Below are 24,630 nucleotides of genomic sequence, written 5' to 3'. Positions count from 1 at the left end.
TGGGGCTCCTGTACTGCGAACGAAAGGGAAGGCGGGCGACCAAAAACGCCGGTCCCGGGCGCACCCCGGTGGGGGCACGGCCGTGGACCGGCGCATGGGGGCTCGCTACTTCTTGGAGCCGGCGGCAGCCTTGCCGAAGCGGGCCTCGAAGCGGGCCACACGGCCACCGGTGTCGAGGATCTTCTGCTTGCCCGTGTAGAACGGGTGGCACTCGGAGCAGACCTCGGCGCGGACGGTGCCGGACTCGATGGTGCTGCGGGTGGTGAACGACGCGCCGCAGGTGCAGCTGACCTGCGTCTCGACGTACGCGGGGTGGATGTCGCGCTTCAAGGTGTCTCCTAGGTTTCGGGAGGGCGCCGGGTCGCTGCCGCGGGGTGCGGAGGCGTGAACCGGAGCCGACGTACCAGTCTGCCAGGACTGGGGCCATCCCCCAAAACCGGGGGCGGGGGCTGTCTATTCCCCCGGGGGTGAGCGGTGGGGTCGCGACAGGGGGTGCCGCTTCTTACGGGGTGCTCACGACGCCCTTGGCCTCGCCCGTCGCCGTGCCCTTTGTCGCGCTCGCCGGGATCGGCCGGTCGTTCTTCAGGGCGGTCCACATCTGCTCGGCCTTGGTCTTGGCGACGATGACCCGGTTGGGGTTCGTCGGGTCGTACCGGACCGGCATCGTGACCATGTGCATGTGCGAGGAGCTGATGCCCTTCAGGCCGCCCGCGAAGTCCATGAGGGAGTTCACCGAGCCCAGGTCGGAGTCGGTGGTGACGGCCTTGGTGGCGGTGTCGGCGAGGTCGAGCAGCTTCTTCGGGTTGGTGAAGACGCCGATGTCCTTGACCTGGTTGACCAGCGCCTTGACGAAGGCCTGCTGGAGCTGGATGCGGCCGAGGTCGGAGCCGTCGCCGACGCCGTGCCGGGTGCGGACCAGTCCGAGGGCCTGCTGACCGGTGAGCCGGTGCTTGCCGGCCTTGAGGTTCAGGTGGCTCTGCGGGTCCTTGATGTCCTTGGTGGTGGTCACCCGGACGCCGCCGAGCTCGTCGATGAGCTTCTCGAAGCCGGCGAAGTCGACCTCGAGGTAGTGGTCCATGCGCAGGCCGGTGAGGGACTCGACGGTCTTCACGGTGCAGGCGGCACCACCGGTGGAGTACGCCTCGTTGAACATGACCCCGTTCACCGCGGGGTGGGTGACGCCCTTGGTGTCGGTGCACGCGGGGCGGTCGATGAGGGTGTCGCGGGGCATGGAGACCACGCTGGCCTTCTTGTGCCCCTCGTGGACGTGGACGATCATCGCCGTGTCGGAGCGGGCGCTGCCGTCGTCGGTGCCGCCGCCGAGCTTCTTGTTGGAGCCGGAGCGGGTGTCCGAGCCGAGGACCAGGATGTTCTCGGAGCCGTTGTCGGCCTTGCTCGGCCGGTCGCTGCCCAGGGCCTGGTCGATGTCGACGCTCTTGATGTTGCCGTTGAGCTTGAAGTACACGTATCCGGCGCCGGTGCCGCCCAGCACGAGGACGCCCGCGGCGGTCCAGGCGGAGATCAGCAGGGCCTTGCGGCGCTTGCCGCGGGCCTTGCGGCGGCGTCCCTTGGCCCGGCGGCGGGGACCGTTCGCGCCGGTATCCCGTATGCCGGGCTCCGGCGTGCTCTCGGCAGACATGTGTTCCTCGGTTCTCGTCCGGTCGTCGGTTACCCCCTGCTTTCAGGGATCAGGCCTGGTCCGTCGCGACCCGCACCGCACCATCGCCACTCCACCAGGTCAGACGGGGAAACCTGGAGAAGGGTTGCACAACGGACTGCGCCCACCGCGTGCGGCGGTGGGCACAGTCCGTAGTCGGCCGAGCGGGGTGCCCCCCGCTCACCTGCGGTTTCAGCCGAAAATGTCGTACTGCTCGAAATCGGTACCGACGGAGACGCGTGTGGCGAAAATCTCGCTGGTCGCCTTGCCGGTGCCCGCGTACAGATAGAGGGTGCCGGCGGGCGTGCGCGCCAGGAAGTCGGCCTTGCCGTCGCCGTTGATGTCACCGACCGCGTCGAAGGCGTTGTAACCGGTCCAGGCGCTGCGCACCTTGATCCGGGTGGAGAACGCCCCGGTACCTGACTTGCCGGTGCCCTTGTACAGGTAGAGGTCACCGGTGCTGGCCTGGCGGGCGAGCAGGTCGGCCTTGCCGTCGCCGGTGAAGTCGCCGTGGCCGCGCACCGAGTTGTACTGGTTCCAGCCCGTGCCGACCTGCACGCGGGCGGCGAAGCTGCCGTCGCCCTTGCCCGGGTAGAGCCACAGGGTGCCGCTGGAGTCGACGGACAGCATGTCGGGCAGGTAGTCGCCGGTGAGGTCGCCGGGGGCGATGATGCGGGTGCGGGTCTTCCAGTTGTCGAAAATCTGCTTCGTGGCCCAGGAGCCGCTGGAGGTCACGTAGTGCGTCCAGTAGACGTCGCCGGAGGCGCTGTCGCGCACGACCAGGTCCTGGTAACCGTCCCGGTCGAGGTCGGCCTGCAGCACGACGTTGACGCCGTCCCAGTTGCCCCAGGACTGGCGGGCGCCGAACGCGCTGCCCGTGGAGTCCTTCTCGTAGCCGGTCTTCGTGGAGGAGTTGCGCACCCACAGGTCGGCCTTGTGGTCGCCGCTGAGGTTGGTGTCGTCGATGCGCGGGTAGCTGGCGCCGACGTAGGTGCTGACCTTCGTGAAGACGCTGTAGGCGCCCTTCTCGACGCAGTCCACCACGCCCCAGGAGACCACGCCCACGATCCGGTTGTTGACGATCAGCGGGCCGCCGGAGTCGCCGTTGCAGGCGGAGGTGGTGCCCGTGTCGCTGCCGGTGGCGGGCTTGCCCGCGCAGACCATGTGGCCCGCGACGAAGTCCGTACCGTAGTAGCCGGCGCAGGTGCTGTCCGACTGGATGGGCAGCGTGGCCGTCTTGAGCGTGTCGGAGATGTCCTGGCTGGTGGAGCTGGTGCGGCCCCAGCCGTAGAGCTGGGCGCTGGTGCCCGCGGTGTACGAGGCGGTGTCGCCGGACGTCGTCATGCGGATCGGCGTGGCCTTGACCGCGACCGGCAGCGTGAGGACGGCGATGTCGTTGTTGATCGTGGTCGAGCTGTACGACGGGTGGTTCCACTGCCGCCAGACGCCGGTGACCGTGCCGCCGTGCAGGTCGGTGTTGCCCGCGTCGTCGCTGGTGGGCAGCTGCGAGGTGCCCGTGATGACGGCGCCGTTGGCGTGCCAGTCGTAGCCCTTGACGCAGTGCGCGGCGGTGAGGATCTTCGTCGGCGCGACGACAGTGCCGCCGCAGAAGAAGCCGAGGTCGTCGCTCTCGTCGGTGGTGCCCTTGTCGTCGTAGTACCAGAGCTGGGCCATCCACGGCGCCGACGTGATGGTGGTGTCGGTGCCCCCGATGATCTTCGGGTCGGCGGAAGCGGTGTTCGTGCTCGCACTCAGGGACGACTTCCGGGTCGTCTGTCCCGCGGTGTCGTCACCGGCGAGGGCGCCCGCGACGCGCTTCTCCAGCGTGGCGAGCGACGGCGAGTCGATGGCCGGCTTGACCGTCGGCGTGGGCTGCGCGGTGGCCGCGCCGGCGGACGAGGTCATCAGCGCGGCGGCGACGGCCGCGGCGACGCCGGCCGCGGCGACGGGCAGAGCGATACGGATCCGGCGTCTGTGCCGGCCGCTGCCGGGCAGGGGTGCAGGCAAGGAAGTCCCCCCAGGGAGAGATGAGTCGGAAGGGACGCATGACGCGTCCCTTCCACTCAGCGCCAAAAGGCCGGCCCCCGTCACTCATGTGACGGGGGCCGGCCTCAGTGCCCTGGGAGAACGAACCGTCAGTCTCCGTTGCCCGGCGTCGGCGTCGTCTTCTGGATCTGCATCAGGAACTCGGCGTTCGACTTCGTCTGCTTCATCTTGTCGAGAAGCAGCTCGACCGCCTGCTGCTGGTCGAGGGCGTGCAGCACCCGGCGCAGCTTCCAGACGATGGCGAGCTCGTCGGGGGCGAGCAGGATCTCTTCCTTGCGGGTACCGGACGCGTCCACGTCCACCGCCGGGAAGATCCGCTTGTCCGCGAGCTTCCGGTCGAGCTTGAGCTCGGCGTTGCCCGTGCCCTTGAACTCCTCGAAGATCACCTCGTCCATGCGGGACCCGGTGTCCACCAGCGCGGTGGCGAGGATGGTCAGCGAGCCACCGTCCTCGATGTTCCGCGCCGCACCGAAGAAGCGCTTCGGCGGGTACAGCGCGGTCGAGTCGACACCACCGGAGAGAATGCGGCCGGAGGCGGGCGCGGCCAGGTTGTACGCACGGCCCAGACGCGTGATCGAGTCGAGCAGGACGACCACGTCGTGACCCAGCTCCACCAGGCGCTTCGCACGCTCGATGGCGAGCTCGGCGACGGTGGTGTGGTCCTCGGCCGGGCGGTCGAAGGTCGAGGAGATGACCTCGCCCTTGACCGACCGCTGCATGTCGGTGACCTCTTCCGGACGCTCGTCGACGAGGACGACCATCAGGTGGCACTCGGGATTGTTGTGCGTGATCGCGTTGGCGACCGCCTGCATGATCATGGTCTTGCCGGTCTTCGGCGGGGCCACGATCAGACCGCGCTGACCCTTACCGATCGGCGACACGAGGTCGATGATGCGGGTGGTCAGCACGCCCGGGTCCGTCTCCAGGCGGAGACGGTCCTGCGGGTAGAGCGGGGTCAGCTTGTTGAACTCCGGGCGGCCACGGCCGTGTTCGGGCGCCATGCCGTTGACGGAGTCCAGACGGACCAGCGCGTTGAACTTCTCGCGCCGCTCGCCTTCCTTGGGCTGACGGACCGCGCCGGTGACGTGGTCGCCCTTGCGCAGGCCGTTCTTGCGGACCTGGGCGAGGGAGACGTACACGTCGTTCGGACCCGGCAGGTAGCCCGACGTACGGATGAAGGCGTAGTTGTCCAGGATGTCCAGGATGCCCGCGACGGGGATCAGGACGTCGTCCTCGGCCAGCTGCGGCTCGGCGATCTCGTCACGGCCACGGCGGCCACGGCGGTCGCGGTAGCGGCCGCGGCGCCCACGGCGGCCGCCCTCGAAGTCGTCGTCGTCCTGGGGACCGGCGCCCCGGTCCTGGCGGCCGCCGCCCTGCTGCTGGCCCTGCTGCTGGCGGTCCTGACGGCCGCCGCCCTGGCCCTGCTGCTGGTCGTCGCCCTTGCCCCGGCGGTCGCGGTCGCGGTCCCGGCCGCGCTCGCGGCGGTCGCGGCGGCCACGGCCCTCGCCGTCACCGGCGTCGGCCTTGGCGTCACCCTGCTGCGGCTGGGCCTGGGCGGGCGACTCGGCCTTGGGCTCGCTCTTCGCCTCGGTGGCGATCGTCTCGGGGCTGCCGCCCGCCGGGGCACCCGCCTCGGCGGTGGCACGGCGACGGCGGCGCTCGGCCGGGGCGTCGTCTCCCCCACGCTCGGCTTCGCTCGCGCGGGTGCCGCCAGCCGGCTGGCCGGGAATCTCGATCTGCTGCTGCGCCACGGCCTTCTCGGCGGGCACCTCGGCGGCCTTCTCGGCCTTCTTCTCGGCGGCCGCCTCGCCCGTACGGGCCTTGGAGGTGGCCCGGCGCTTCGGCTTGGTCTCGGTGGCATCGCCCGCGGCAGTCGCGGCCTTGGGCGCCGGGGCGGCGCCCCCGGCCGCCTGCGCCTCCTTGATGACCTCGATCAGCTGGCTCTTGCGCATGCGCGCGGTGCCCCTGATGCCGAGGCCGGATGCGACCTGCTGCAGCTCGGCCAGCACCATGCCCTCGAGGCCGGTACCGCGGCGCCGCCGGGAGCCGGCACCGGTGGCAGGCGCGGAGGCGTCCGTGGCGGGCGCGGCAGCGGTCTCCTCGACACGTGCGCCCATCAGATCGGTGGTGTCGCTCACGAAGGGTCCTTCCCTGGAGCGGACGTCGGCCTGTCTGGCTCGGCGACCGGTTGTGCTGTCCGGCATCGGTTCTGTCTCTGTGAACCAAGCCGGGGCGGTGGTCCGCCAAAGCGGCGGAAGAGATATCTGGTGATGGCGCTTCCTCGAGCCGTGGCACCCAGTGTCACGTGGCGTGGTAGCACCGATTCCGGAGCGCGCCCAGCGGCCCGCTCAGTGTCCGCGTACGACGTACTGCCCAGGTGCGACGTACGGAACACGGAGTGGCTTGGGAGGCTCCCGGAAGAATGTCTGTCCCGGACGGGGACACGAAGCACCTCGCCATGGTGGGGTCGGGTGCAGACTTGAGATTAACACTACCGGATCCAACAAACATTCCCCCTCTCCAAATCCGGCAACCGTGTGTCAGGTCGCAAGCGGCAGCACGCTCGCTCCCCGGACGTCCAGGCTCAGCCGGTTCGCGGCCCAGCCGGCGCCCGCCGACTGTTCCACCTTGTCGGCGGTGCCCGCGTCGGCCAGTGCCATGACGGTGGGGCCGGCGCCGGAGATCACCGCGGGGATCCCGTCCGCCCGCAGCCGCTCCACCAGCGCGGCGCTCTCCGGCATCGCGGGGGCGCGGTACTCCTGGTGGAGGCGGTCCTCGGTGGCGGGCAGCAGCAGCTCGGGGCGCCTGGTCAGGGCCTCGACGAGCAGGGCGGCGCGGCCCGCGTTGACGGCGGCGTCGACGTGCGGCACGGTGCGCGGCAGCAGGCCGCGCGCGGTCTCGGTGAGTACCGGCTTTCCGGGCACGAAAACCACCGGAACGATGGAATCGCTGGGCTCCATCCTGATCGCCCGGGCGGCCCCGGCCTCCATCCAGGAGAGCGTGAAGCCGCCGAGGAGACAGGCCGCCACGTTGTCGGGGTGCCCCTCGATCTCGGTGGCCAGTTCGAGCAGGGCGGTGTCGTCGAGCCTGGCCTCGCCGCCTATGGTCACCGCCCGCGCGGCGACGATGCCGGCGCAGATGGCGGCGGAGGAGGAGCCCAGGCCACGGCCGTGCGGAATGCGGTTGGCGCAGACGATCTCCAGGCCGCGGGGCTGTCCGCCCAGCAGATCGAAGGCGGTGCGCAGAGAGCGGACGAGGAGGTGGCTTTCGTCACGCGGGAGCGTCTCGCTGCCCTCACCCGCGATGTCGATGTGCAGCCCGGAGTCGGCCACCCGGACGACGACGTCGTCGTACAGCCCCAGCGCGAGGCCGAGGGCGTCGAAGCCCGGGCCGAGGTTGGCGCTGGTGGCGGGGACGCGCACCCGGACGGCGGCGGCGCGGAACGCTGGACCGGCCATCGCTCGATGACTCTCCTTGAGCTGCGTGATGGTCGAATGACATTCGATACGTACGTGAGGCCCTCAGGGCCGCGCAGACGGCGCGGCACCGTGGCATATGCGGGGCATATGCAGTGGACGGGTTCAGTACAGCCTATCGAAGGAAGGTTCTGTGGCGACATAGGGCGCACAGGAGGCGCACGATGCGTGTCGTGGGCCCCTTGTGCACCCTCTCCAGGGACTCCCCGGTGATTCCCTCAGGACTCCCCGGGGTTCCTCGAGCGAGGCTGCCTCAGGCGAGGCCGAGGCGCTCGGCCGCCGTCGCCGCGTCGACCGGGACGGTGACCGGCTGCGGGGCGCCCGCGACGGCCCAGTCGGGGTCCTTCAGGCCGTTGCCGGTGACCGTGCACACGATCCGCTGGCCCGGGTCGACCCTGCCCTGCTCGGCGGCCTTCAGCAGACCGGCCACCGACGCGGCGGACGCGGGCTCCACGAACACGCCCTCCTGCGCGGCCAACAGCCGGTAGGCGCGCAGGATTTCACGGTCCGTCACCTCGTCGATGAAACCGCCCGACTCGTCCCTCGCCGCGAGGGCGTACTGCCAGGACGCGGGGTTGCCGATGCGGATCGCGGTGGCGATGGTCGACGGGTCCTTGACGACCTCGCCTCGCACGATCGGGGCACTGCCGGAGGCCTGGAAACCCCACATTCGGGGGGTCCTGGAGGCGACGCCGTCCGCGGCGTACTCCTTGTACCCCTTCCAGTACGCGGTGATGTTGCCCGCGTTGCCGACCGGGAGGACGTGGACGTCCGGGGCGTCGCCCAGCATGTCCACGATCTCGAAGGCGGCCGTCTTCTGGCCCTCTATACGCACCGGGTTGACCGAATTGACCAGCGCCACGGGGTAGTTCTCGCTCAGAGCGCGGGCGAGCGTGAGGCAGTCGTCGAAGTTGCCGTCGACCTGGAGGATCTTCGCGCCGTGCACGAGGGCCTGGCCCATCTTGCCGAGCGCGATCTTGCCCTGCGGCACGAGCACGGCGGAGACCATCCCGGCGCGCACCGCGTACGCGGCGGCGGAGGCGGAGGTGTTGCCCGTGGAGGCGCAGATGACGGCCTTCGCCCCCTCCTCCTTGGCCTTGCTGATGGCCATGGTCATGCCGCGGTCCTTGAAGGACCCGGTGGGGTTGGCACCCTCCACCTTCAGGTGGACCTCGCAGCCCGTGCGCTCGGAGAGCACCTGCGCGGGCACGAGGGGCGTGCCGCCCTCGCGGAGCGTCACGACCGGCGTGGTGTCGGATACCGGCAGCCGGTCCCGGTACTCCTCGATGATTCCGCGCCACTGGTGGGTCATTGCTGGTTACTCTCCTTCAACCCGCATGATGCTGGCGACACCCCGCACGGTGTCGAGCTTGCGCAGCGCCTCGACGGTCCCGGTCAGGGAGGCGTCGGAGGCGCGGTGGGTGACGACGACGAGGGAGGCCTCGCCGTCCTTGCCCTGCTGTCGAACGGTATCGATCGACACCCCGTGCTCGGCGAACACGGTCGCCACCTGGGCGAGAACACCCGGTTTGTCGGCGACGTCAAGGCTGATGTGGTAGCGCGTGACGACGTCGCCCATGGGCGAGACGGGCAGCGCGGCATACGCCGACTCGCCGGGGCCGGTGGACCCGCTGAGCCGGTTGCGGCAGACGGCGACCAGGTCGCCGAGGACGGCGGACGCGGTGGGCGCACCGCCCGCGCCGGGGCCGTAGAACATGAGCTGCCCCGACGCGTCCGACTCGACGAAGACGGCGTTGTAGGCGCCGCGCACGGAGGCGAGCGGGTGGCTCAGGGGGATCATCGCCGGGTGGACGCGGGCGGTCACGGACCCCCCGTCCGCGGCCCGCTCGCAGATGGCGAGCAGCTTGATGGTGCAGCCCATCTCCTTGGCGGAGGCGAAGTCGGCCGCCGTCACCTCGGTCATGCCCTCGCGGTACACGTCGTCGAGGCGCACGCGCGTGTGGAAGGCGATCCCGGCGAGGATGGCGGCCTTGGCGGCGGCGTCGAAGCCTTCGACGTCGGCCGTGGGGTCGGCTTCCGCGTACCCGAGGGCGGTGGCCTCGTCGAGGGCCTCCTGGTACCCGGCGCCGGTGGAGTCCATCTTGTCGAGGATGAAGTTGGTGGTGCCGTTGACGATGCCGAGCACCCGGTTGACCTTGTCACCGGCGAGGGACTCGCGCAGCGGCCGGATCAGCGGGATGGCACCGGCGACGGCGGCCTCGTAGTAGAGGTCCTTGTCGTTCGCCTCGGCCGCCGCGTGCAGGGCGGCGCCGTCCTGGGCGAGGAGGGCCTTGTTGGCGGAGACGACGGAGGCGCCGTGCTCGAAGGCTGTGGTGATGAGCGTACGGGCGGGTTCGATACCGCCGATGACCTCGACGACGACATCGAGGTCGCCGCGTTTGGCGAGGGCGGTGGCGTCGGTGGTGACGAGCGCCGGGTCGATGCCCTCACGCACCCTGGAGGGCCGCCGTACGGCCACGCCCGCGAGCTCGATGGGGGCGCCGATCCGCGCGGCGAGGTCGTCGGCGTGCGTCGTCATGATGCGCGCCACCTCTGAGCCGACAACCCCACAGCCCAGCAGCGCCACCTTCAGCGGACGCGTACGCATCATCCGACCTCGTTTCCTCATACCGTCTACGGTTGGACCAGTCTCACTCACCGGACGGGACTTTCTATCCCATGTCCGGATCGTGAGACATCTATTTCATTTCGGCGGGACGGAAAGACGTATATCTTCCCGTCCCTCCAGGGGCGGGTTTCCGCGTCAACCGACGTCGAGCCGCAGGAGGTCCTCCTCCGTCTCGCGGCGGACGATCACCCGCGCCTCGCCGTCGTCGACGGCGACGACGGGCGGCCGCAGCACGTGGTTGTAGTTGCTGGCCATGGACCGGCAGTACGCCCCGGTCGCCGGGACCGCGATCAGGTCACCCGGGGCCAGGTCGGCGGGCAGGAACGCATCCTTGACGACGATGTCCCCACTCTCGCAGTGCTTGCCGACCACGCGCGCGAGCATCGGCTCGGCGTCGGAGGTGCGGGAGACGAGGGCGACGCTGTACTCGGCGTCGTACAGGGCCGTGCGGATGTTGTCGGACATGCCGCCGTCGACGGAGACGTATGTGCGCAGCCCGTCCAGGGGCTTGATGGTGCCGACCTCGTAGAGGGTGAAGGCGGTCGGGCCGACGATGGCGCGCCCGGGCTCCACGGAGATGCGGGGGGTGAGCAGCCGGGCGGCCTCGCACTCACGGGTGACGATCTCGGTCAGCGCCTTGGCGATCTCGTGCGGTTCACGGGGATCGTCGTCGCTGGTGTAGGCGATACCGAGTCCTCCCCCGAGATCGATCTCTGGCAGTTCGACCCCGTGCTCGTCGCGGATGTCCTTGAGGAGCCCGACCACGCGGTGGGCGGCGACCTCGAAGCCGGACATGTCGAAAATCTGCGACCCGATGTGGCTGTGGATCCCGATGAGCTCCAGCCATTCGAGCTGCAGGGCACGCCGCACGGCCTCGGCGGCCTGCCCGCCGGCGAGCGGAATCCCGAACTTCTGGTCCTCGTGGGCGGTGGCGATGAACTCGTGCGTGTGCGCTTCCACGCCCACGGTGATACGGATCTGCACGCGCTGCCGCTTGCCGAGGGACTGGGCGATGTGCGCGACGCGGACGATCTCCTGGAAGGAGTCCAGGACGATACGCCCGACGCCGGCCTCTATGGCACGCCGGATCTCGTCCTTGGACTTGTTGTTCCCGTGGAAGGCGATCCGGTCGGCGGGCATGCCGGCCGAGAGGGCGGTGGTGAGCTCGCCGCCGGAGCAGACGTCGAGGTTGAGCCCTTCCTCGTGCAGCCACCGCACGACGGCGCGGGAGAGGAAGGCCTTGCCGGCGTAGAAGACGTCGGCGTCGTTGCCGAAGGCGGTGCGCCAGGCGCGCGCCCGGGCCCGGAAGTCGGCTTCGTCGAGGATGTAGGCGGGCGTGCCGTGCTGCTCCGCGAGGGTCTTGACGTCGACGCCGCCGACGGTGACGACGCCGTGGGCGTCCCGGGTGACGGTCTGGGCCCACACCTTCGGGTCGAGGGCGTTGAGGTCGGTGGGCGGCGCGGAGTAGTGCCCCTCGGGGAGGACGTCGGCGTGACGGGGCCCGGCGGGGTGTGCGGAACGGCTCATGACTTCTGGTGGGCTCTCTGTTCGCTGTCTCAGAGGTGTTCGGGTGCGTCGATGCCGAGCAGGGACAGGCCGCCGGCCAGCACCGTCCCGGCGGCTTCGGCGAGGGCGAGCCGGGCGCGGTGGGCGGCCGAGGGTTTCTCCTCGCCTTGCGGAAGCACGGTCAGCAGGAAGGGCAGGGCGGCATCGGCGACGGTGACGAGATGCCGGGCGAGACGGTCCGGGGCGCGGTGGGTGGCGGCAGCAGTCAGGATGCGGGGGTGGTCGCAAAGGGCGGTGACGAGCGCGCCGGTCTCGGTGTGGGCGGGGTCACCGGGTTCGGCGGTGAAGCCGAGGCGGCCGGCGTTGCGGGTCAGGGCCCGGGTACGGGCGTGGGCGTACCGGACGCGGAAGAGGGGGTTGCCCTCACGCTGGACCAGATGGTCGGCGCTGATCCGAGGCCGGTCGTGCGGGGCGGGATGGAGCAGGGCCCAGCGGGCGGCGTCGGGGCCGAGCGGGGCGGGGTCCTCCGGGGCGGGCACGGGCCGCAGATTCACGGGCTCGCCGTGCTCGACCTCAACCCGCCCGCCCTGCGTGGCGACGATCCGTACGAGCGCGTCGGCGACGGCCTCGGCCCGGGCGTCGTAGGGCACGCGCAGGGTGACGACCTGCCCGGCGAGGGCGTCACCGTGACCGTACGCCATGCCGCGCTCGCGTATCTCCCGCACGAGGTCGGGCCCGGGGTCGGCGTCCGCCCGGAGGCTGATGTTGAGGAACCCCGGTCCCGTGACGACCACGTCGTCGACGCCGTCCGCGGTGGCGAGATGCGGCCGCAGTATCTCGGCGACCCGCCGGGGCGGCTGCCCGGCCGGGCGGGCGAGCTGCAGCGCGATGTTGGTGGCGTAGTCCCCGCACCCCCCCGGCCCCGGCGGCGTCACCACGGCCCGCTCCGGCACGGTGACACTCAGCTCCCCCTCATCGACGGCACGGCGCACTGCGTGCAGCACGGTGCGGGAGAGTTCCACGGGGGTCACGGAGACAAGGGTAGGGGAGGAGGGGGGTGGGTACGCGAGTTGGTTTGGGCGGGGGTCCGGGATGTGGACGGGCGGGGGGTGTGGGCATCACTGGGGCCCGGCGCACTCCCCGTACGGCAGTACCGCTGACACCCTGCTGACACCCTTCTTACCGCTGGCAGGCGCCTACCTCTGTACTCACCGCTCCTGCTGTTCCTGACGCTGGAGATGCTGGCGCCGGTCCCCGGAGCCACCCTCACCGGCACCACCGACCGCCACGGCGTCTCCCCTCCCCCGCTCGATCAACTCCCTGACGAGCCGCACAAGCTCCGCAGGCTCGAAGGGCTTGGCGAGGAAGGCGTCGACGCCGACATCGAGGCCGGCCTCGACCTCGTGCTGCGTACACGCGCTGACGATGGCGAGCGGAAGATCATGCGTGCGCGGATCGGCCCGCAGCCGGGCGGCGGTCCGGAGCCCGTCCAGGCGGGGCATGACGACATCGAGGGTGACCACATCCGGCCGTACCTGGTGAACGACATCCAGACACTCGGCACCATCTGCCGCGGTCACGACCTCGAGACCCTCCAGCTCGAGATTGACCCTGATCAGCTGCCGGATGACCTTGTTGTCGTCCACAACAAGCACCCGACCCGATGCGCCTGGCACAACTCGAGAGTAGGTCCGGACCGGCCACCGCGTCCGGCTTTTCCCCACTTCCACCCCGCGCGAGCAACGCGCCCCTCCCCCACCTCCGGAAACCCGTTCATGAACACCCCGACAGAGCTGGTAGTGTTCTACCCGTCGCCGCGAGCGAACAGCTCCGCAGCCGACACGCCCCCGTAGCTCAGGGGATAGAGCAACGGCCTCCGGAGCCGTGTGCGCAGGTTCGAATCCTGCCGGGGGCACCCTGTATGAGGTGCCAAAAGACCCCGTCACCAGCGGAAACGCTGAGGCCGGGGTCTTCGCGTATGTGCAGCCTTATGCCGCCCGGAGCGGCCGTATGTCGGGGTCCGTGGACGAGCTGTGGACGGGATCTTGGAGCATCGCCGCAGGTGAGACGACTCAGTCCGACCGATCAGCGAACATGGCTTGTCGCACAGCCGCTCTCAGCCCCGCTGCCTCATGGAGACCTCCGCCCCCCAGTCCCACAGAGCCTGTAGGACAGGGCCGAGGCGGTGTCCACTCGGGGTGAGCGCATAGCGCACTCGCGGCGGCCAGCCCGGTCGACGGTCGCGCTCGACGACTCCGGCCTCGCCGAGCTGCGCCAACCGGTCGGACAGCACCTTGTCCGACAACGTGGGCAGGGCCGCGCGCAGCTCGCTGTAGGAGCGGTCACCACGCAGCAGTTCGCGAACCACCAGCGTCGTCCAGCGGCCGTGCAGGGCCGCCAGCGTGATCTCCACCGGGCACTCGGGGGTTGGTGCGGTGACATTCGCGCGCGGGTCGTCGGGGAGCCCTGCCGGGTGACCAACCGTTCGGTGAGTCACGAGACCGCCTCCTAACGTGTGGGGCACTTCGATTCTCCCGCCCCGGAAGGACGTCTGTCGATCATGCGAGCCTTGGCCGATCGGCCCGAAGAGGTGCCCGCGGTGTTCGCCGAGCGATTCAACAGCGGCGACGCCACCGCGTTGGCGCAGGTCTATGAGGACGCGGCGGTGTTGGTCCCGCAGCCGGGAACGCCCGTTACCGGCCCGGACCTGCACGCCGCCAACGGCCGCCTGCAAAAGCTCGGGGTCCCCATCTCGGTCCGTCCGCGGCACGTGTCCGCAAGGGAGACCTGGCGCTGCTGATAGTCGACTGGGTCATCGACGGGACCTGCCGGGAGGGACAGGCTGTGCACGTCGAGGGCACTGCCACCGACATCGCCCGGCGGGGTCCGGACGGCCGTTGGCGGTATGTCATCGACAACCCCTTCGGCACCCGCGCACAGCAACTGCCCACCGAGGACACCGTGCAACCAGCGTTCTGAGCGAGCACACCTGGAAGACACCGAGGCCCCTGGTGGACGCCAGGGGCCTCGGACACGGTCAGGCGTGGTCACTCGTACTCGCGAAGCAGGTCCTCGATACGCCGGTTGGCGACGTCCTGCCGTCCGTCGAGGCACTTCGCGTAGCGGGTCAGCAGGACCTCCACGCTGTTGCCAGCGCGCTCAGCCACCTCTGTCGGGTCGACACCGGCGTTGAGCCACGTCGACAGCGCCGAGTGCCGGAGGTCGTACGGCCTACTCGCGAGCGGCGAGGCCGCGACGGCCGGCGGAAGGGCGAGGAGCCGAGCTTCCTGCCACACGCGGTAGTAGGTCGAGGACGGGACGACCGAGCCCTTCTCGCTGAAGAACAGCCGCCCGTCGTCCGCCGTGCCGAAAGTGGCCAGGTGCTCACAGAGCACAGCTACGAGGTGAGGCGGGATCGGCACCCGCCTCACGTCCTCGGTCGGCCGGTTCTTCAGCCCACGGTGGTCGTGGGTCTCCCCCGAGTCGGTCCACTGTTTGCCGACGGACGGACGGGTCCGGTGGAGCAGCGCCGAGCCCCAGCCCTGCTCGGGAAGCTTCAGGTCGGTCTCGACGAGGCCGACCGCTTCCGCCGGCCGCAAGCCACCGAAGTACATGGCAGCGAACAGACCCACGAGGCGACGACCACGAGCACGCCGGTACCCGCCCACGTACGAAACCGCCGCCAAGAGGTTCCGTGCCTGCTCCGGATTGGCGACAACTCGCGGGTCGACCTGGTTGGACACCTTCGGCTTCTGCCAGCGGACAGCCGTGATGGGGTTCTCCCAGGTCGACGGCGTAGTTCGCCGCGTTGACGAGGGTCCGACGCTTGCGCCGCACGGTCTCCGCCGCTGCCGCCGTGCCGTCGAGCTTGAGCTTCAGCGAGTCGAGGACCGTGCGAGCCGTGGCCGCTTCAGCGAGATCGGCGAGCGGCCGGGATGCCTTGGACACCCAGTGGAGAACGTTCCGCACGTCGTCCGGGACTTCCCGGTCGTCGGGCCCCGGCAGCACGAAGGCCCAGTTGCGCAATGCTCTGCGGATCTCCTCGTCGGACGGTCGTCCGGCGCGCTCGTCGAGGAGTTCCAGCGTCACGCTGGTAAGGGCTTCGTTGATGCCGTCCCGTGTGTTGGGTGCGGCATGAGGCCATTTCATGGCGAGGTACCTGAGAGCGAAGGCGTACCACGACACGGCCGACTTCTTCTCTTCCATGGAGGCCGGAAGTCCCGACTCCGTGTCGAACTCCTCGCCCTCGCGCATCGCACGCATGAGCTTCGTGCGGTAGTGGTCGGCGAGCGCCTTGGTGCGGAAGGACTCCGAGAACACACCGCCTGCGACGGACCAGCGGACACCGTACGAGGGCGTCTTGGTGTCCCGCTTGCGGACTCCCCAGACCTTCACATCGAGAGACTTCACGCCGCCTCCTCCAGCTGTCGCAGCCATGTGTTGAAGTCACTCCGCCAAACCCGCAGCTCTCCGTTGGGCAGCTTGAATGCGGCCGGCCCGTACCCCAGTTCTCGCCAGCGGTAGAACGTCCGACGGGAGACACCGCCGAGCTCGTCCAGGACTTGGCGAACAGTCATCAGCTCGTCGTGACGGGCGTCCATGTCGGTTCTCCTTCCGTTCCGGGGGCGGGTTCGAGGGATGCGGCCAGCCATTGCTCACCGGTGCTGAGTCCGGTTCCGGCGAAGACCCAGTGCGCGAGGACGAGCGTGGTTTCGCCGTCATGGGGAGCGGCCGTGGCGGCTTGTGCGCGGCGCCATTCGGCGCGGGCATCGCGGAGGGCGCCGAGGGTGGTGGAGTAGCGGCGGGACTTGGTGGAGAAGTGGCCGCGGAAGCCGAGCATGTGGGCCCAGGCGCGCAGGCGGAGATGTTCGAGGTCCTTGCGTGCGCCGAGGGTCCAGGCCGTCCGGATCATGCGCCGGGCGTGGTCGGTGATCCGGGCCTGTGCCAGCTCGGCGAGGAAACGGATCGGCCGGTCCAGGGTGCCGGTCGCCGTCTCGGCGCCTTTGGTGGCGTACTTGGCGATGTACGCCGCTACGGCCCGGTCGGTCAGCTCCTGGCCACCGTCGAAGTCGGCGGAGCGGATGGTGCGCACGTCGAGCTGACGGCCGAAGGTGAAGGTGTGGGCGCGGCCGCCGACGTCCGGTCCGTTGACGCGGGTGGCGGTGACGGCGGCATGGATGGCGTCGGTCAGCAGCTCGGCGGACGCCCAGGACGGAGGGGCCGTGTCGCCGCCCTGCGGGCCGTCGAGGCGGATGACCGCGTGGAAGTGGACGGCGCCGCGCTTCTGGTACTCGGCGACCTTGGCGAAGGAGACGCGTGCATGATCCCGAAATGCACGCTGGGTGAGTCCGGCGCGCTTGGCGATCTCACGGCGCAGGTAGATCGAGAAGCGCCGCCAGAGGGCTCCGGCGTGGGCGTTCCAGAGGACAGCCGCTTCGTAGTCGTACGCGTCCGGATCGAGGGGCGTACCGAGGACCGGGTCTGTGTCGTCGTGCCGGACACCGCAGCGGCAGGGCCGCCCGCTGGAGGGGCGGTTGTGGACCGGGCCGAAGCTCGGTGCGGTGAAGGTGGCGAAGACGCGCGGGTGCGTGCCGACCTGTTCGGCGGTGCCCTTGCCGCCGCGGAGCCCGGCGGTGATCAGGTGGAAGGTGTCTCGGCGGTAGACCTCCGCGCAGGCCGCGCAGCGGGTGGCACGGCGGTTGTTGCAGCGGACGAGGAGGCTTCTGGCGGGCAGGGAGGACGAGTCGAGGTGGTGGAGGACGCGCCCGATCTCGCCGGTGGTCCGGTCGACGGCGTACTCGGTGCGGTGGCCGTCGAGGCGCACGGGGTTGGTGCAGCCGCCCAGGCCGGAGAGTTGGCGGGCCAGCTCGGGCATGGTGCCGAGCGAGGCCAGCATGGAGAGTTCCGCCAGCGGGGGCGGAGTCTGCCGGGTGATGATGGGTCTTCCTTTCGGCTGTTTCGGCAGTTGGGAGGGACGGCCCCGGGGCGGCGGGATGCTTGGCGGCGTTTGCCGCCCCGGCGGCCGGTCAGCGCTTGTTCGCGCCGGTGACGAGGGAGCGCAGGACCACGGCGGCAATGGCCACGGACACGGCCGAGACGGCGACCGCCGCCAGGAGCGCGGTGAGGACGACGCCGACGACGACCACGGCGGCCACCGCACCGGCGCCGACGCCCACGAACGGGGCGACCGAGCGGCCGGCGGCGGGAGCCGGGGCGTGATCCTGCGGGATGTGGGTGGTGATGCTGGGGACGTGCGGGGTGTCGGGCAGCTTGGGACGAAACATCGCAGGACTCCTTGTCAGTCGGTGGTCAGTCGTGGGTGCCGTTGACGACGTCGACCCCGGAGCGGGTGCCGGACTCGATGGCCGGGGCGAGGATCGTGTGCGAGAGCCAGAAGCCGAACAGCGCGATCACGACGGCGACCCAGAGCCGGATGCCGAGGAACTTGATCGCGGCCCAGGCGATGACACACAGGACGAAGACGAGCGGCAGCGAGACGGTCACGGGAACTCCTCAGCGGACGCGGCAGCGGTGGGTGCGCGCGGCCAGCTCGGCGGCGACGCGGCTGTCGTAGTCGGTGGCGAAGCCGCACCGCGGAGCCGTGCAGGCGGCGGTGTGCTTCTCGCGGCCCCGGCCGTCGTAGTACGTGCCGACCTGGACGGGGCCGATGCGGACGGCGCGGCGGAAACGGCGGTTGGCGGACATCAGGGCATCTCCTTGTCGGTCTCGCCGGTGAAGTCGGTGACGTGGTCGGCCAGCCAGCGCAAGATCTCGTCGCCCTCGTAGCTGTCGGCGGCGAGGATCACCGGTTCGGCGATCAGCACGGCTTCGGTGAGGCGGTTCTGTCGGGTCAGCTCGGCGGCGCGCTTCAGCGCGCGGAGCGTGGACGGGCGCAAGGGGGAAAGTCCTCCGGGTCAGGTGAGTTGGGTAGTGATGGCTTCGGCGAGCGGCATGGGCACACCGAGCCGGGCGCGAAGGGTCGAGGTGTCGATGTCGCTCCCGGTCCGGGCGCGGTGTTCGTCGGCGACCTTGCGGGCGAGGGCGACGAGCGCGGGCGGCACCGAGGATGGAGGCGGCGGAGCCGACTCAGGTGCGACGACCGGAAGTTCGGGCGCAACCGAGGACAGCTCGACCTCTGCGGCGGTCGGTTCCGGCGCTTGTGCCGTCGAACACGGTTCCGGTGCCGCCGCCGGGTCAGCGCTGGGATTCGTTGCTCCGTGAGCGAGCAGCGTGCCGCCCAGGAAAGCGACCGCGGGCCAGCCGGCGACGAGGATGCGAAGCCAAGCCGGTACGTCCTCCAGGTCGAGCAGTCCGGCGGTGGCGACGTTGGCGCCGAGGGACGCCGTCAGGGCGACGACGAACCAACACCATCCGGCCGTTTTCGCCTCACCGGAGCGCAGGCGTCGCCAGGCCGCTACCAACAGCAGGTCGACGGAGACCGGATAGGCCCACGCCTTCCAGCCGTCCTGTCCGGCGGCCGAGGCCAGGTCGTGCAGGTGGGCGAAGGACAGCGCGGCGGCGATCACCGCTTGAACGAGCACGGCGTCCACGCGGACGGGCAGGGCGCGCACGGCCACTCCTTCCAGTTCCGGGCATGGGTGGGGTAGGGACTTGGCGCGGGACGGCCGCGCCGACCGTGGGAGCGGGTTGGTTACTCGGTGATCGGCTGAGGAGTGGCCATGGGGCTGGACTCCTTCACCGGCATGGGAGGGACGTGGGGCCGGAACGGCGCGAGCGCCGGAACGTCCGGGGCCAGGTGCGCCGTCTCGCGGCAGGTGGCCGCAGCGTCGGCGAGGGACAGGTACGGGGTGCGGATGCGGGACCAGCCGCCGGAGGTGTCGCCGACGACGGCGAGGCCGGGCAACTCGGCGGCGATGGCGCAGGCGGCCAGGACAGCCTCAGGGGCGATGTCACCGAGCGCCATCTTCGCGGACGCTTCGTCGTTCACCCGGTGGCACACCCGGCCGGTGAGCTGAGCCCGGAGCATGGTCGCTCCCTTGCCCAGCTCGGCCCCGAAGCGCTGCCCGCAGACCTCCAGGTAGATGCCGGCCGCACGGCCGAGCTGAGCGAGCCGGATGAGCTGAGTGACCATCTCGTCCCGTCGCTCCTCCTCCTTCCTCGTGGCGACGAGGAAGAGTTCCGCCACTTCGTCGACGAACAGCACGATGGGCGCGGGTCGTTCGTCCTCCGGCAGGCCCCAGACGTCCGAGGTGATCTGCTCATCCGGGGTACCAGGGGCGACGCCCTGCCGCGCTTTGATCAGGTCGTATCGGTCCTCCATTTCCTTGACGAGCACGGGCAGCAGCTCGGCCGCCTGCTCCGGGTCGGTCGCCAGCGCGGAGAGCCGAGGAGCGAACGGCGCCAGCTCCACCCCGCGCTTGCAGTCGATCCCGACCAGGACCACCGGCTGGGCGGCAAGCCCGGCAAGCAGGTTCCGCAGAAACATGGACTTGCCGGACAGCGTGGCGCCGAGCACGAGTTCGTGAGGTACGGCCCGGTAGTCCCGCACGAAGGCGGTCGCGTCCTCCCGCAGAGCCACCGGCACGCGGAGCGGACCGACGTCGGTCCGGCGAGGCATCCGCACCTTCCGCAGGACGTCGAAGCCGACGAGCCGCAGTTCCACGACACCGGGCTTGACGTCCCGCACATACACGGCGTGAACACCCCAGGCATGCCGAAGCCGTTCGGCCGAGGCCGCTACGTCCGCCGGTTCCTGGCCCGGAGCCAGCCGCAGCCGGAGCCGCAGGCCGGTCGAGGTGGGCCGGATCATGCCTCGGCGAGGAGGCACAGGCCGGACCTCACGGCGAGTCGTGGCCTTGACGGCCAGGGCCCGCCACCGGGGCGGCTCGACCGTCAGGCCGCATGCGTCCATGGTGGAGGTGTACGAGGCCAGCAACCGGGCCACCGAAACGGGCAGCCCGACCGTGGACCAGTACGCCGCCGGATGAGCGTGCCGGGCGTAGGCCGCACCGCCTATCGCAGCGAGCGACCCGCCCAGCTCGGCCCACGTCACCAGATCGGTCACGACGATCAGCCCGCCTGCTCCATCGGGAAGGCGCCAGGAGCAACGGCGGTCGCCCGGTAGGCGATGCCATGCCGCTGCTGCCCGTTGAAGACGCTTTCCCACGGCCGGGCGATGAGCCCTGGCAGCGAGACCGGAGCCCCGACGGTCAGGCCCTCCGTCACACCGCTCTCGGGGACGGTGACCTGGATCAGCGACGACTCACCCTCGTCGATGTAGACGACGCCGACCGTCATCAGCGCCTCACCGCTCACGGCGTCCTTGGCGATCTCACCGGTCTGCCGGTCGCGCACCTTCGGTGCCGGTGCTTCGGTGAGAAGGATCGTGGCGGCCGAGGCGTCAATACGGATCACACGCACAGGTTTCTCCTCCTGAGTCGATCAACTTGCCGACCTGACAAGTTGACTTAGCAAGTTCGAAGCTAGGGATGCCAAGTTGACTTGTCAAGTGCGAATCGAGGTGGGAGTCGACGGCGAACTTGCCGCGATTCGGGCTCAGTTCAGACGGTAGGTGCCTTCCAGTTCCTGCCGGTCGGCAGGAAGCAGCACGTCGGAGACTTGCAGAGCCTGCCCCGAAGCGTCACACGCGACGACCAGGACACTGAGGACCGGAATGCCCTCAGGGAGATCCAGAAGCTCCGCTTCGGCGCGCTCCGGCAGACGGGCCGAAACCCGTTCCGTCACATGGTCGAAGCGGACCTTCTTGCGCGTCTCCAGATGTGCGCGAGTGCCGCCCGTCAGCGCATCAGCGCTCTCCAGCTCCGTGCCTTCGACCAGGCCGGCGGGGAAGTAGGACGACACCAGCTCCACCGGTTCGCCGTCTTCCTCCACCAGGAAGCGGCGCATGAGAATCTCGGCCCGCTTGGGCAACCCGAGGGCAGAGGCGACCCGCACCGGAACGGGGACGTAGCCGACTTCGACCAACCGCCCTGCCGTTTGCGACTCGTCGCGCGTGAGTGCCTCACTCCCCCGGCGGTCCTTCTGCTCGACGACAGCCGGGCGACCGCGCACGATCGTGCCGAACCCCTGCCGGGACTCCACCCAGCCGTCACGCTTCAGCAGCTCCAGCGCCCGGACAACGGTCGGCCGGGACATCCCGAAGGCCTGCACCAGTTGGTTCTCACTGGGCACCCGCGTGCCGGGCGGATACGTGCCATCCTCGATGCGACGCTGGATCGTCTGCGCGAGGCGCACGTACTTCGGTGGCTCCACTTCATACGCCATGAACGCCGCCCGTCGAGATTGGCCAAGTCAACTGGTCAACCAGACTAGCGAATCTTCGATTGTCGAAGTAGAAGCGGAGCGAACTCTTACTTTCCGGGCCAGGCATCGGCCACCACGAAGGAGACGACGGTTCCGCCGAAGCGACTCGGCGCGGCATGCCACGACTCCGCCAGCGAATCGACCAGGAGCAGCCCACGCCCATGGGAGTCGTTGACGTCGGGGTGCCTCAGCCGCACGTTCGCGGGAAAGCCGGGGTTGTGCACGTCGACCCGAAGCGAGGTCCCCTCACGGAACCACTCAACCCGGACCAGCCAAGGATCGTCCGACCGGCCGTAAGCGATGGCGTTGGTCACCAGCTCCGAGATCATCAGCGCACAATCGTCGACGGAGCAGGCCGGGTTGTACGGGGCGATGAACTTGCGGAACCAGCGCCGAGCCCGCGGTACGGACTCGGCGACAGGGTGCAAGGTCATCGCACCGAGACGCGTTGACTCCTCAGACGGGTAACGGTCGATCATGAAGGCCATCGGGTGCTCACTTCCTGCCGCTACCGTCGCAGTCGAGGCAGCGCCGCTTTGATGTGGCGCGGGTGCGGTCGGCGGCGGTGGCAAGCGCCAGGGTCGTCCGCGAGCCGACGCGCTTCCAACCGCGCCCCCGGCAACCCCGGCAAGGTAAGTGCGTGCCCTGATCCGGCCGCTGACTCGTCACACCGCGCCTCCTCCCAGTGAAGTGGCCTTAGCCACTTTCTGGATAGTGGCATTAGCCACTTGGTCGACGCAAGCGATTCGCTGCAACTGGCCCCCTCAGGTGAGGGGGTAGCCCTGCTCGAACGCCCAGCGATGCGGCGGGTAGGTGGCCTCAGCGAACTCCAACGGCCGGTCCTGGAGGTCGAAGACCACGTGGTGGACGATCAGGACGGCGGAGCCAGCCGGAAGTTGAAGGTCCTCGGCCTCTTCGTCAGTCGCCGCACGCGCGCACATGCGATCTTCCGCGTAACTCCCCTGCCGTCCGGTCATGTTCTCGACGTACAGCAGCGTCCCCTCTTGGATCCGCTCCGGCTCCAGAAGCTTCGGCGCACGCTGACCGACATCCGGAGCGAACCACGAGGTGGACAGCGTGATCGGTCCGTCCTGGTTGTTGGTCACCCGCCGCCGGTGCACCGCCCGACGGTCCTTTACCAGGCCCAGCGCCTCAGCCACGTGGTCCGGCGCCTCCAGCCAACCGGCAGAGGTGATCACGGCGTACTCGCCAGGCGTATAGATCTTCCCGGTCTGCCGAGCGCGCCCGTACAACTCACGAGCCCGCCGATTGACTTCGAGGCTCCGCACGTACGTGCCCGACCCCTGACGCTTCTCGACGAGCCCTTGATGGCTCAGCGCCTCCAACGACCGTGCGGCTGTGGGCCGGGACACCTTCCAGTCCGCCGCCAACTGCCGTTCGGACGGCACCTCATCACCTGGTCGCAGGTCACCCCGAAGAATCTGATCACGGATGTAGTGCGCGATCTGGAGATACTTCGGCTGAGCCTCCTCGATCTGCGGCATCAGTCCTCCTCACCCAAGGCGAGCCCCAGGCGAGTAGTCGGGCACCCCGCTACCGAGCTGAGGCCTGCTTCTCGATAAAAGTGGCTATGGCCTCTAGCCACTATAGGGTGGGTGGTCAACCCCCCACCCCGTAGGCTGAGACGCATGACGCGGTTGATCGTCGCAGCAGGAGGAGGTGGCGATGCAGTCGCCGCCGCAATGATTCACGCCGCCCTCTACGGCGACGAGGCCCAGGCGGTGATCTTCACGTACGCGTGGGACCGCCTTCTGATCGACCCGGTGCCGGGTCCCCGAGGACCGGACAACTTCACCGGCCTCCAGCCCCTCACCCCAACAGTCTGGGCAGTGCCGACCGAAGCCCGCCCGATCGCTCCGGCGGGCTCGACTCTCCCCCGACTCGCAGCAGAACTCCGGCACACGTTCGCGCTGATCGATCCGCGCCACGGGGTCGAGGGCGTCACCCGCCAACTCGAAGAGCTGGTGGACCACTTGTCACCAGAGTCGATCGACCTCCTGGACGTGGGCGGCGACATCCTCGCCCGCGGCGATGAGCCGACATTGAAGAGCCCGCTTGCCGACGCCGTCACACTCGCCGCGTGCTGCCAGGTGAACGCTCCCGTCCGCCTCCTGGTGGCGGGCCCCGGCCTCGATGGCGAACTCCCGCTCGACGAACTGCGCGGCATGCTCGGCCCGCTCATCCACACTCTCACCGCGAAGGACGTCGAGCCGATCAGCTCGGTCCTGGAGTGGCACCCTTCCGAGGCGACCGGGATGCTCGCTGCGACAGCCCGAGGCGTACGCGGCACCTGCGAGATGCGAGACGCGGGCCTCCCGGTGCCCCTCAATGACGAGGGACCGACGGTCCATGAGGTCGACCTGGACGAGGCGCTGAGCCGCAACCAATTGGCCCGTGCCATCCTGACGACAGCCACCCTGGACGAGGTCGAGGCACACAGCCGCGAAATCTGCGGCTACTCGGAGATCGACTACGAGCGCAACAAGGCCGCGTGGCTCAAGGGCCAGTCACCGGTGCAGCTCGACCCTGACGCTGTATTGTCCCAGCTCGGCCAGTTCGAAGCCGAGGCCCACAGCCGCGGAGTCACCCACACGACGTTCCGCCGCCTCACCGAGGCCCTGAACCTCAACGGCTCCTTGCGCGAGGACCTGCGCCAGCTGCTCATCAACAGCCACCCGCAGCAGTACGACGCTCCCTTGTGGCGCATCATAGCCACTACTGAGTAACAACCTTCTTCACGGGTTCAAGGCGGCTCGCTCCGCTCACCGCGCGCGGCCCGGCCCCCGGCCGGGCCTGCGCTCCTGTCTCCGCCCCGCTCCAGCCCGGCCGGCGCCCGTACCGCGCGCACAGAGATCAGCTACCTGAGGCCAGAGAAGGGGTACGTCGTGGCTGGGGCGGTCGGCTCCACGGCTTTAGCCCAAGACCGGGAAGTTAAGCGGTGTTGTGGCTGGTCGGGTGGGTTGACATGGGAACGGAGCCCGGCGCGGACTGTGAGTGTCGAGGTCACGGTT

Annotated in this window: 26 protein-coding genes, 1 tRNA gene and 1 pseudogene; 4 read left to right on the top strand and 24 right to left on the bottom strand. The window is 69.8% G+C overall.

Going from position 1 to position 24,630, the window contains the following annotated elements; genetic code table 11:
- Nucleotides 1-105: 105 nt before the first annotated feature.
- The 10 genes from rpmE to ACIBBH_RS34980 form a co-directional block, all read right to left on the bottom strand.
- A complete protein-coding gene (gene rpmE / locus ACIBBH_RS35025) occupies nt 106-330 on the bottom strand; it encodes a 50S ribosomal protein L31 (RefSeq protein ID WP_100568051.1) in 225 nt (74 codons plus the stop codon).
- A gap of 172 nt (nt 331-502) precedes the next feature.
- Nucleotides 503-1,639 carry an LCP family protein gene (locus ACIBBH_RS35020; protein WP_399411735.1) on the bottom strand — a complete coding sequence of 379 codons (1,137 nt, stop codon included), beginning with the start codon at nt 1,637-1,639 and terminating at the stop codon, nt 503-505.
- A gap of 210 nt (nt 1,640-1,849) precedes the next feature.
- Nucleotides 1,850-3,562: a trypsin-like serine protease gene (locus ACIBBH_RS35015; RefSeq protein ID WP_399411884.1), complete on the bottom strand. Its 1,713-nt coding sequence runs from the start codon at nt 3,560-3,562 to the stop codon at nt 1,850-1,852.
- A 230-nt stretch (nt 3,563-3,792) separates the two neighbouring features.
- Nucleotides 3,793-5,841 carry a transcription termination factor Rho gene (gene rho / locus ACIBBH_RS35010; RefSeq protein ID WP_399411733.1) on the bottom strand — a complete coding sequence of 683 codons (2,049 nt, stop codon included), beginning with the start codon at nt 5,839-5,841 and terminating at the stop codon, nt 3,793-3,795.
- Nucleotides 5,842-6,243: 402 nt separating this feature from the next.
- Nucleotides 6,244-7,161 (bottom strand): homoserine kinase, encoded by a 918-nt coding sequence (gene thrB, locus ACIBBH_RS35005; protein WP_399411731.1) that lies wholly within the window; start codon nt 7,159-7,161, stop codon nt 6,244-6,246.
- Nucleotides 7,162-7,432: 271 nt separating this feature from the next.
- Nucleotides 7,433-8,491 carry a threonine synthase gene (thrC, locus tag ACIBBH_RS35000; protein ID WP_399411729.1) on the bottom strand — a complete coding sequence of 353 codons (1,059 nt, stop codon included), beginning with the start codon at nt 8,489-8,491 and terminating at the stop codon, nt 7,433-7,435.
- Nucleotides 8,492-8,497: 6 nt separating this feature from the next.
- Entirely contained in the window at nt 8,498-9,790 is a 1,293-nt protein-coding gene (locus ACIBBH_RS34995) for a homoserine dehydrogenase (RefSeq protein ID WP_399411727.1), read from the bottom strand.
- A 153-nt stretch (nt 9,791-9,943) separates the two neighbouring features.
- On the bottom strand, nt 9,944-11,335 hold the full coding sequence (gene lysA / locus ACIBBH_RS34990) for a diaminopimelate decarboxylase (protein WP_399411725.1): 1,392 nt from the start codon (nt 11,333-11,335) through the stop codon (nt 9,944-9,946).
- 29 nt (nt 11,336-11,364) lie between these two features.
- Entirely contained in the window at nt 11,365-12,345 is a 981-nt protein-coding gene (gene nrtL / locus ACIBBH_RS34985) for an ArgS-related anticodon-binding protein NrtL (RefSeq protein WP_399411723.1), read from the bottom strand.
- 177 nt (nt 12,346-12,522) lie between these two features.
- Nucleotides 12,523-12,960: a response regulator gene (locus tag ACIBBH_RS34980; RefSeq protein WP_399411721.1), complete on the bottom strand. Its 438-nt coding sequence runs from the start codon at nt 12,958-12,960 to the stop codon at nt 12,523-12,525.
- Nucleotides 12,961-13,157: 197 nt separating this feature from the next.
- Here ACIBBH_RS34980 and ACIBBH_RS34975 point away from each other — a divergent pair.
- A tRNA-Arg gene (locus ACIBBH_RS34975) sits at nt 13,158-13,229 on the top strand.
- 201 nt (nt 13,230-13,430) lie between these two features.
- Here the strand turns inward: ACIBBH_RS34975 and ACIBBH_RS34970 are convergent.
- On the bottom strand, nt 13,431-13,811 hold the full coding sequence (locus tag ACIBBH_RS34970; protein ID WP_399411719.1) for a winged helix-turn-helix transcriptional regulator: 381 nt from the start codon (nt 13,809-13,811) through the stop codon (nt 13,431-13,433).
- Between the two features lie 72 nt (nt 13,812-13,883).
- Here ACIBBH_RS34970 and ACIBBH_RS34965 point away from each other — a divergent pair, with 72 nt between their 5' ends.
- Together ACIBBH_RS34965 and ACIBBH_RS34960 are read left to right on the top strand one after the other, a co-directional pair.
- Entirely contained in the window at nt 13,884-14,114 is a 231-nt protein-coding gene (locus ACIBBH_RS34965) for a hypothetical protein (protein ID WP_399411717.1), read from the top strand.
- Nucleotides 14,115-14,158: 44 nt separating this feature from the next.
- Nucleotides 14,159-14,293 (top strand): hypothetical protein, encoded by a 135-nt coding sequence (locus ACIBBH_RS34960; protein WP_399411715.1) that lies wholly within the window; start codon nt 14,159-14,161, stop codon nt 14,291-14,293.
- 68 nt (nt 14,294-14,361) lie between these two features.
- Here ACIBBH_RS34960 and ACIBBH_RS34955 read toward each other — a convergent pair.
- The 13 genes and pseudogenes from ACIBBH_RS34955 to ACIBBH_RS34895 all read right to left on the bottom strand — a co-directional run bounded on the left by ACIBBH_RS34955 (nt 14,362) and on the right by ACIBBH_RS34895 (nt 23,103).
- Nucleotides 14,362-15,724, bottom strand: a pseudogene (locus ACIBBH_RS34955) (tyrosine-type recombinase/integrase).
- Nucleotides 15,721-15,915 (bottom strand): helix-turn-helix domain-containing protein, encoded by a 195-nt coding sequence (locus ACIBBH_RS34950; RefSeq protein ID WP_361118168.1) that lies wholly within the window; start codon nt 15,913-15,915, stop codon nt 15,721-15,723. The pseudogene ACIBBH_RS34955 and the gene ACIBBH_RS34950 overlap by 4 nt, the downstream one beginning before the upstream one ends.
- Nucleotides 15,891-17,210: a replication initiator gene (locus tag ACIBBH_RS34945; protein WP_399411713.1), complete on the bottom strand. Its 1,320-nt coding sequence runs from the start codon at nt 17,208-17,210 to the stop codon at nt 15,891-15,893. Before ACIBBH_RS34945 ends, ACIBBH_RS34950 begins: the two co-directional genes overlap by 25 nt.
- Before the next feature lie 130 nt (nt 17,211-17,340).
- Nucleotides 17,341-17,598, bottom strand: a complete 258-nt coding sequence (locus tag ACIBBH_RS34940) for a SpdD protein (protein ID WP_399411711.1) — start codon at nt 17,596-17,598, stop codon at nt 17,341-17,343.
- Between the two features lie 25 nt (nt 17,599-17,623).
- A complete protein-coding gene (locus ACIBBH_RS34935) occupies nt 17,624-17,818 on the bottom strand; it encodes a hypothetical protein (RefSeq protein ID WP_399411709.1) in 195 nt (64 codons plus the stop codon).
- Between the two features lie 9 nt (nt 17,819-17,827).
- The gene (locus tag ACIBBH_RS34930) at nt 17,828-18,019 is read right to left on the bottom strand and encodes a mobile element transfer protein (protein ID WP_399411707.1); all 192 of its coding nucleotides are present in this window, start codon (nt 18,017-18,019) and stop codon (nt 17,828-17,830) included.
- Nucleotides 18,019-18,210 (bottom strand): hypothetical protein, encoded by a 192-nt coding sequence (locus tag ACIBBH_RS34925; RefSeq protein WP_104783024.1) that lies wholly within the window; start codon nt 18,208-18,210, stop codon nt 18,019-18,021. The genes ACIBBH_RS34930 and ACIBBH_RS34925 overlap by 1 nt, the downstream gene beginning before the upstream one ends.
- 18 nt (nt 18,211-18,228) lie before the next feature.
- Nucleotides 18,229-18,885, bottom strand: coding sequence for a DUF2637 domain-containing protein (locus ACIBBH_RS34920; RefSeq protein WP_399411704.1), 657 nt, complete (start codon nt 18,883-18,885; stop codon nt 18,229-18,231).
- Between the two features lie 80 nt (nt 18,886-18,965).
- Nucleotides 18,966-20,339, bottom strand: a complete 1,374-nt coding sequence (locus ACIBBH_RS34915; RefSeq protein ID WP_399411702.1) for an FtsK/SpoIIIE domain-containing protein — start codon at nt 20,337-20,339, stop codon at nt 18,966-18,968.
- Between the two features lie 5 nt (nt 20,340-20,344).
- Nucleotides 20,345-20,695 (bottom strand): hypothetical protein, encoded by a 351-nt coding sequence (locus ACIBBH_RS34910; protein ID WP_142232385.1) that lies wholly within the window; start codon nt 20,693-20,695, stop codon nt 20,345-20,347.
- A gap of 135 nt (nt 20,696-20,830) precedes the next feature.
- Entirely contained in the window at nt 20,831-21,559 is a 729-nt protein-coding gene (locus tag ACIBBH_RS34905; protein WP_399411700.1) for a GntR family transcriptional regulator, read from the bottom strand.
- A gap of 86 nt (nt 21,560-21,645) precedes the next feature.
- Nucleotides 21,646-22,086 (bottom strand): ATP-binding protein, encoded by a 441-nt coding sequence (locus ACIBBH_RS34900; RefSeq protein WP_399411698.1) that lies wholly within the window; start codon nt 22,084-22,086, stop codon nt 21,646-21,648.
- A 276-nt stretch (nt 22,087-22,362) separates the two neighbouring features.
- Nucleotides 22,363-23,103 carry a GntR family transcriptional regulator gene (locus ACIBBH_RS34895; protein WP_399411696.1) on the bottom strand — a complete coding sequence of 247 codons (741 nt, stop codon included), beginning with the start codon at nt 23,101-23,103 and terminating at the stop codon, nt 22,363-22,365.
- Between the two features lie 144 nt (nt 23,104-23,247).
- Here ACIBBH_RS34895 and ACIBBH_RS34890 point away from each other — a divergent pair, with 144 nt between their 5' ends.
- On the top strand, nt 23,248-24,345 hold the full coding sequence (locus tag ACIBBH_RS34890; protein ID WP_399411694.1) for a DUF1152 domain-containing protein: 1,098 nt from the start codon (nt 23,248-23,250) through the stop codon (nt 24,343-24,345).
- Nucleotides 24,346-24,630 lie beyond the last annotated feature (285 nt).

The sequence above is a fragment of the Streptomyces sp. NPDC051636 genome, from assembly GCF_044453765.1.
Lineage (GTDB): Bacteria > Actinomycetota > Actinomycetes > Streptomycetales > Streptomycetaceae > Streptomyces.
This window is presented reverse-complemented; position numbering and strand designations above follow the sequence as displayed.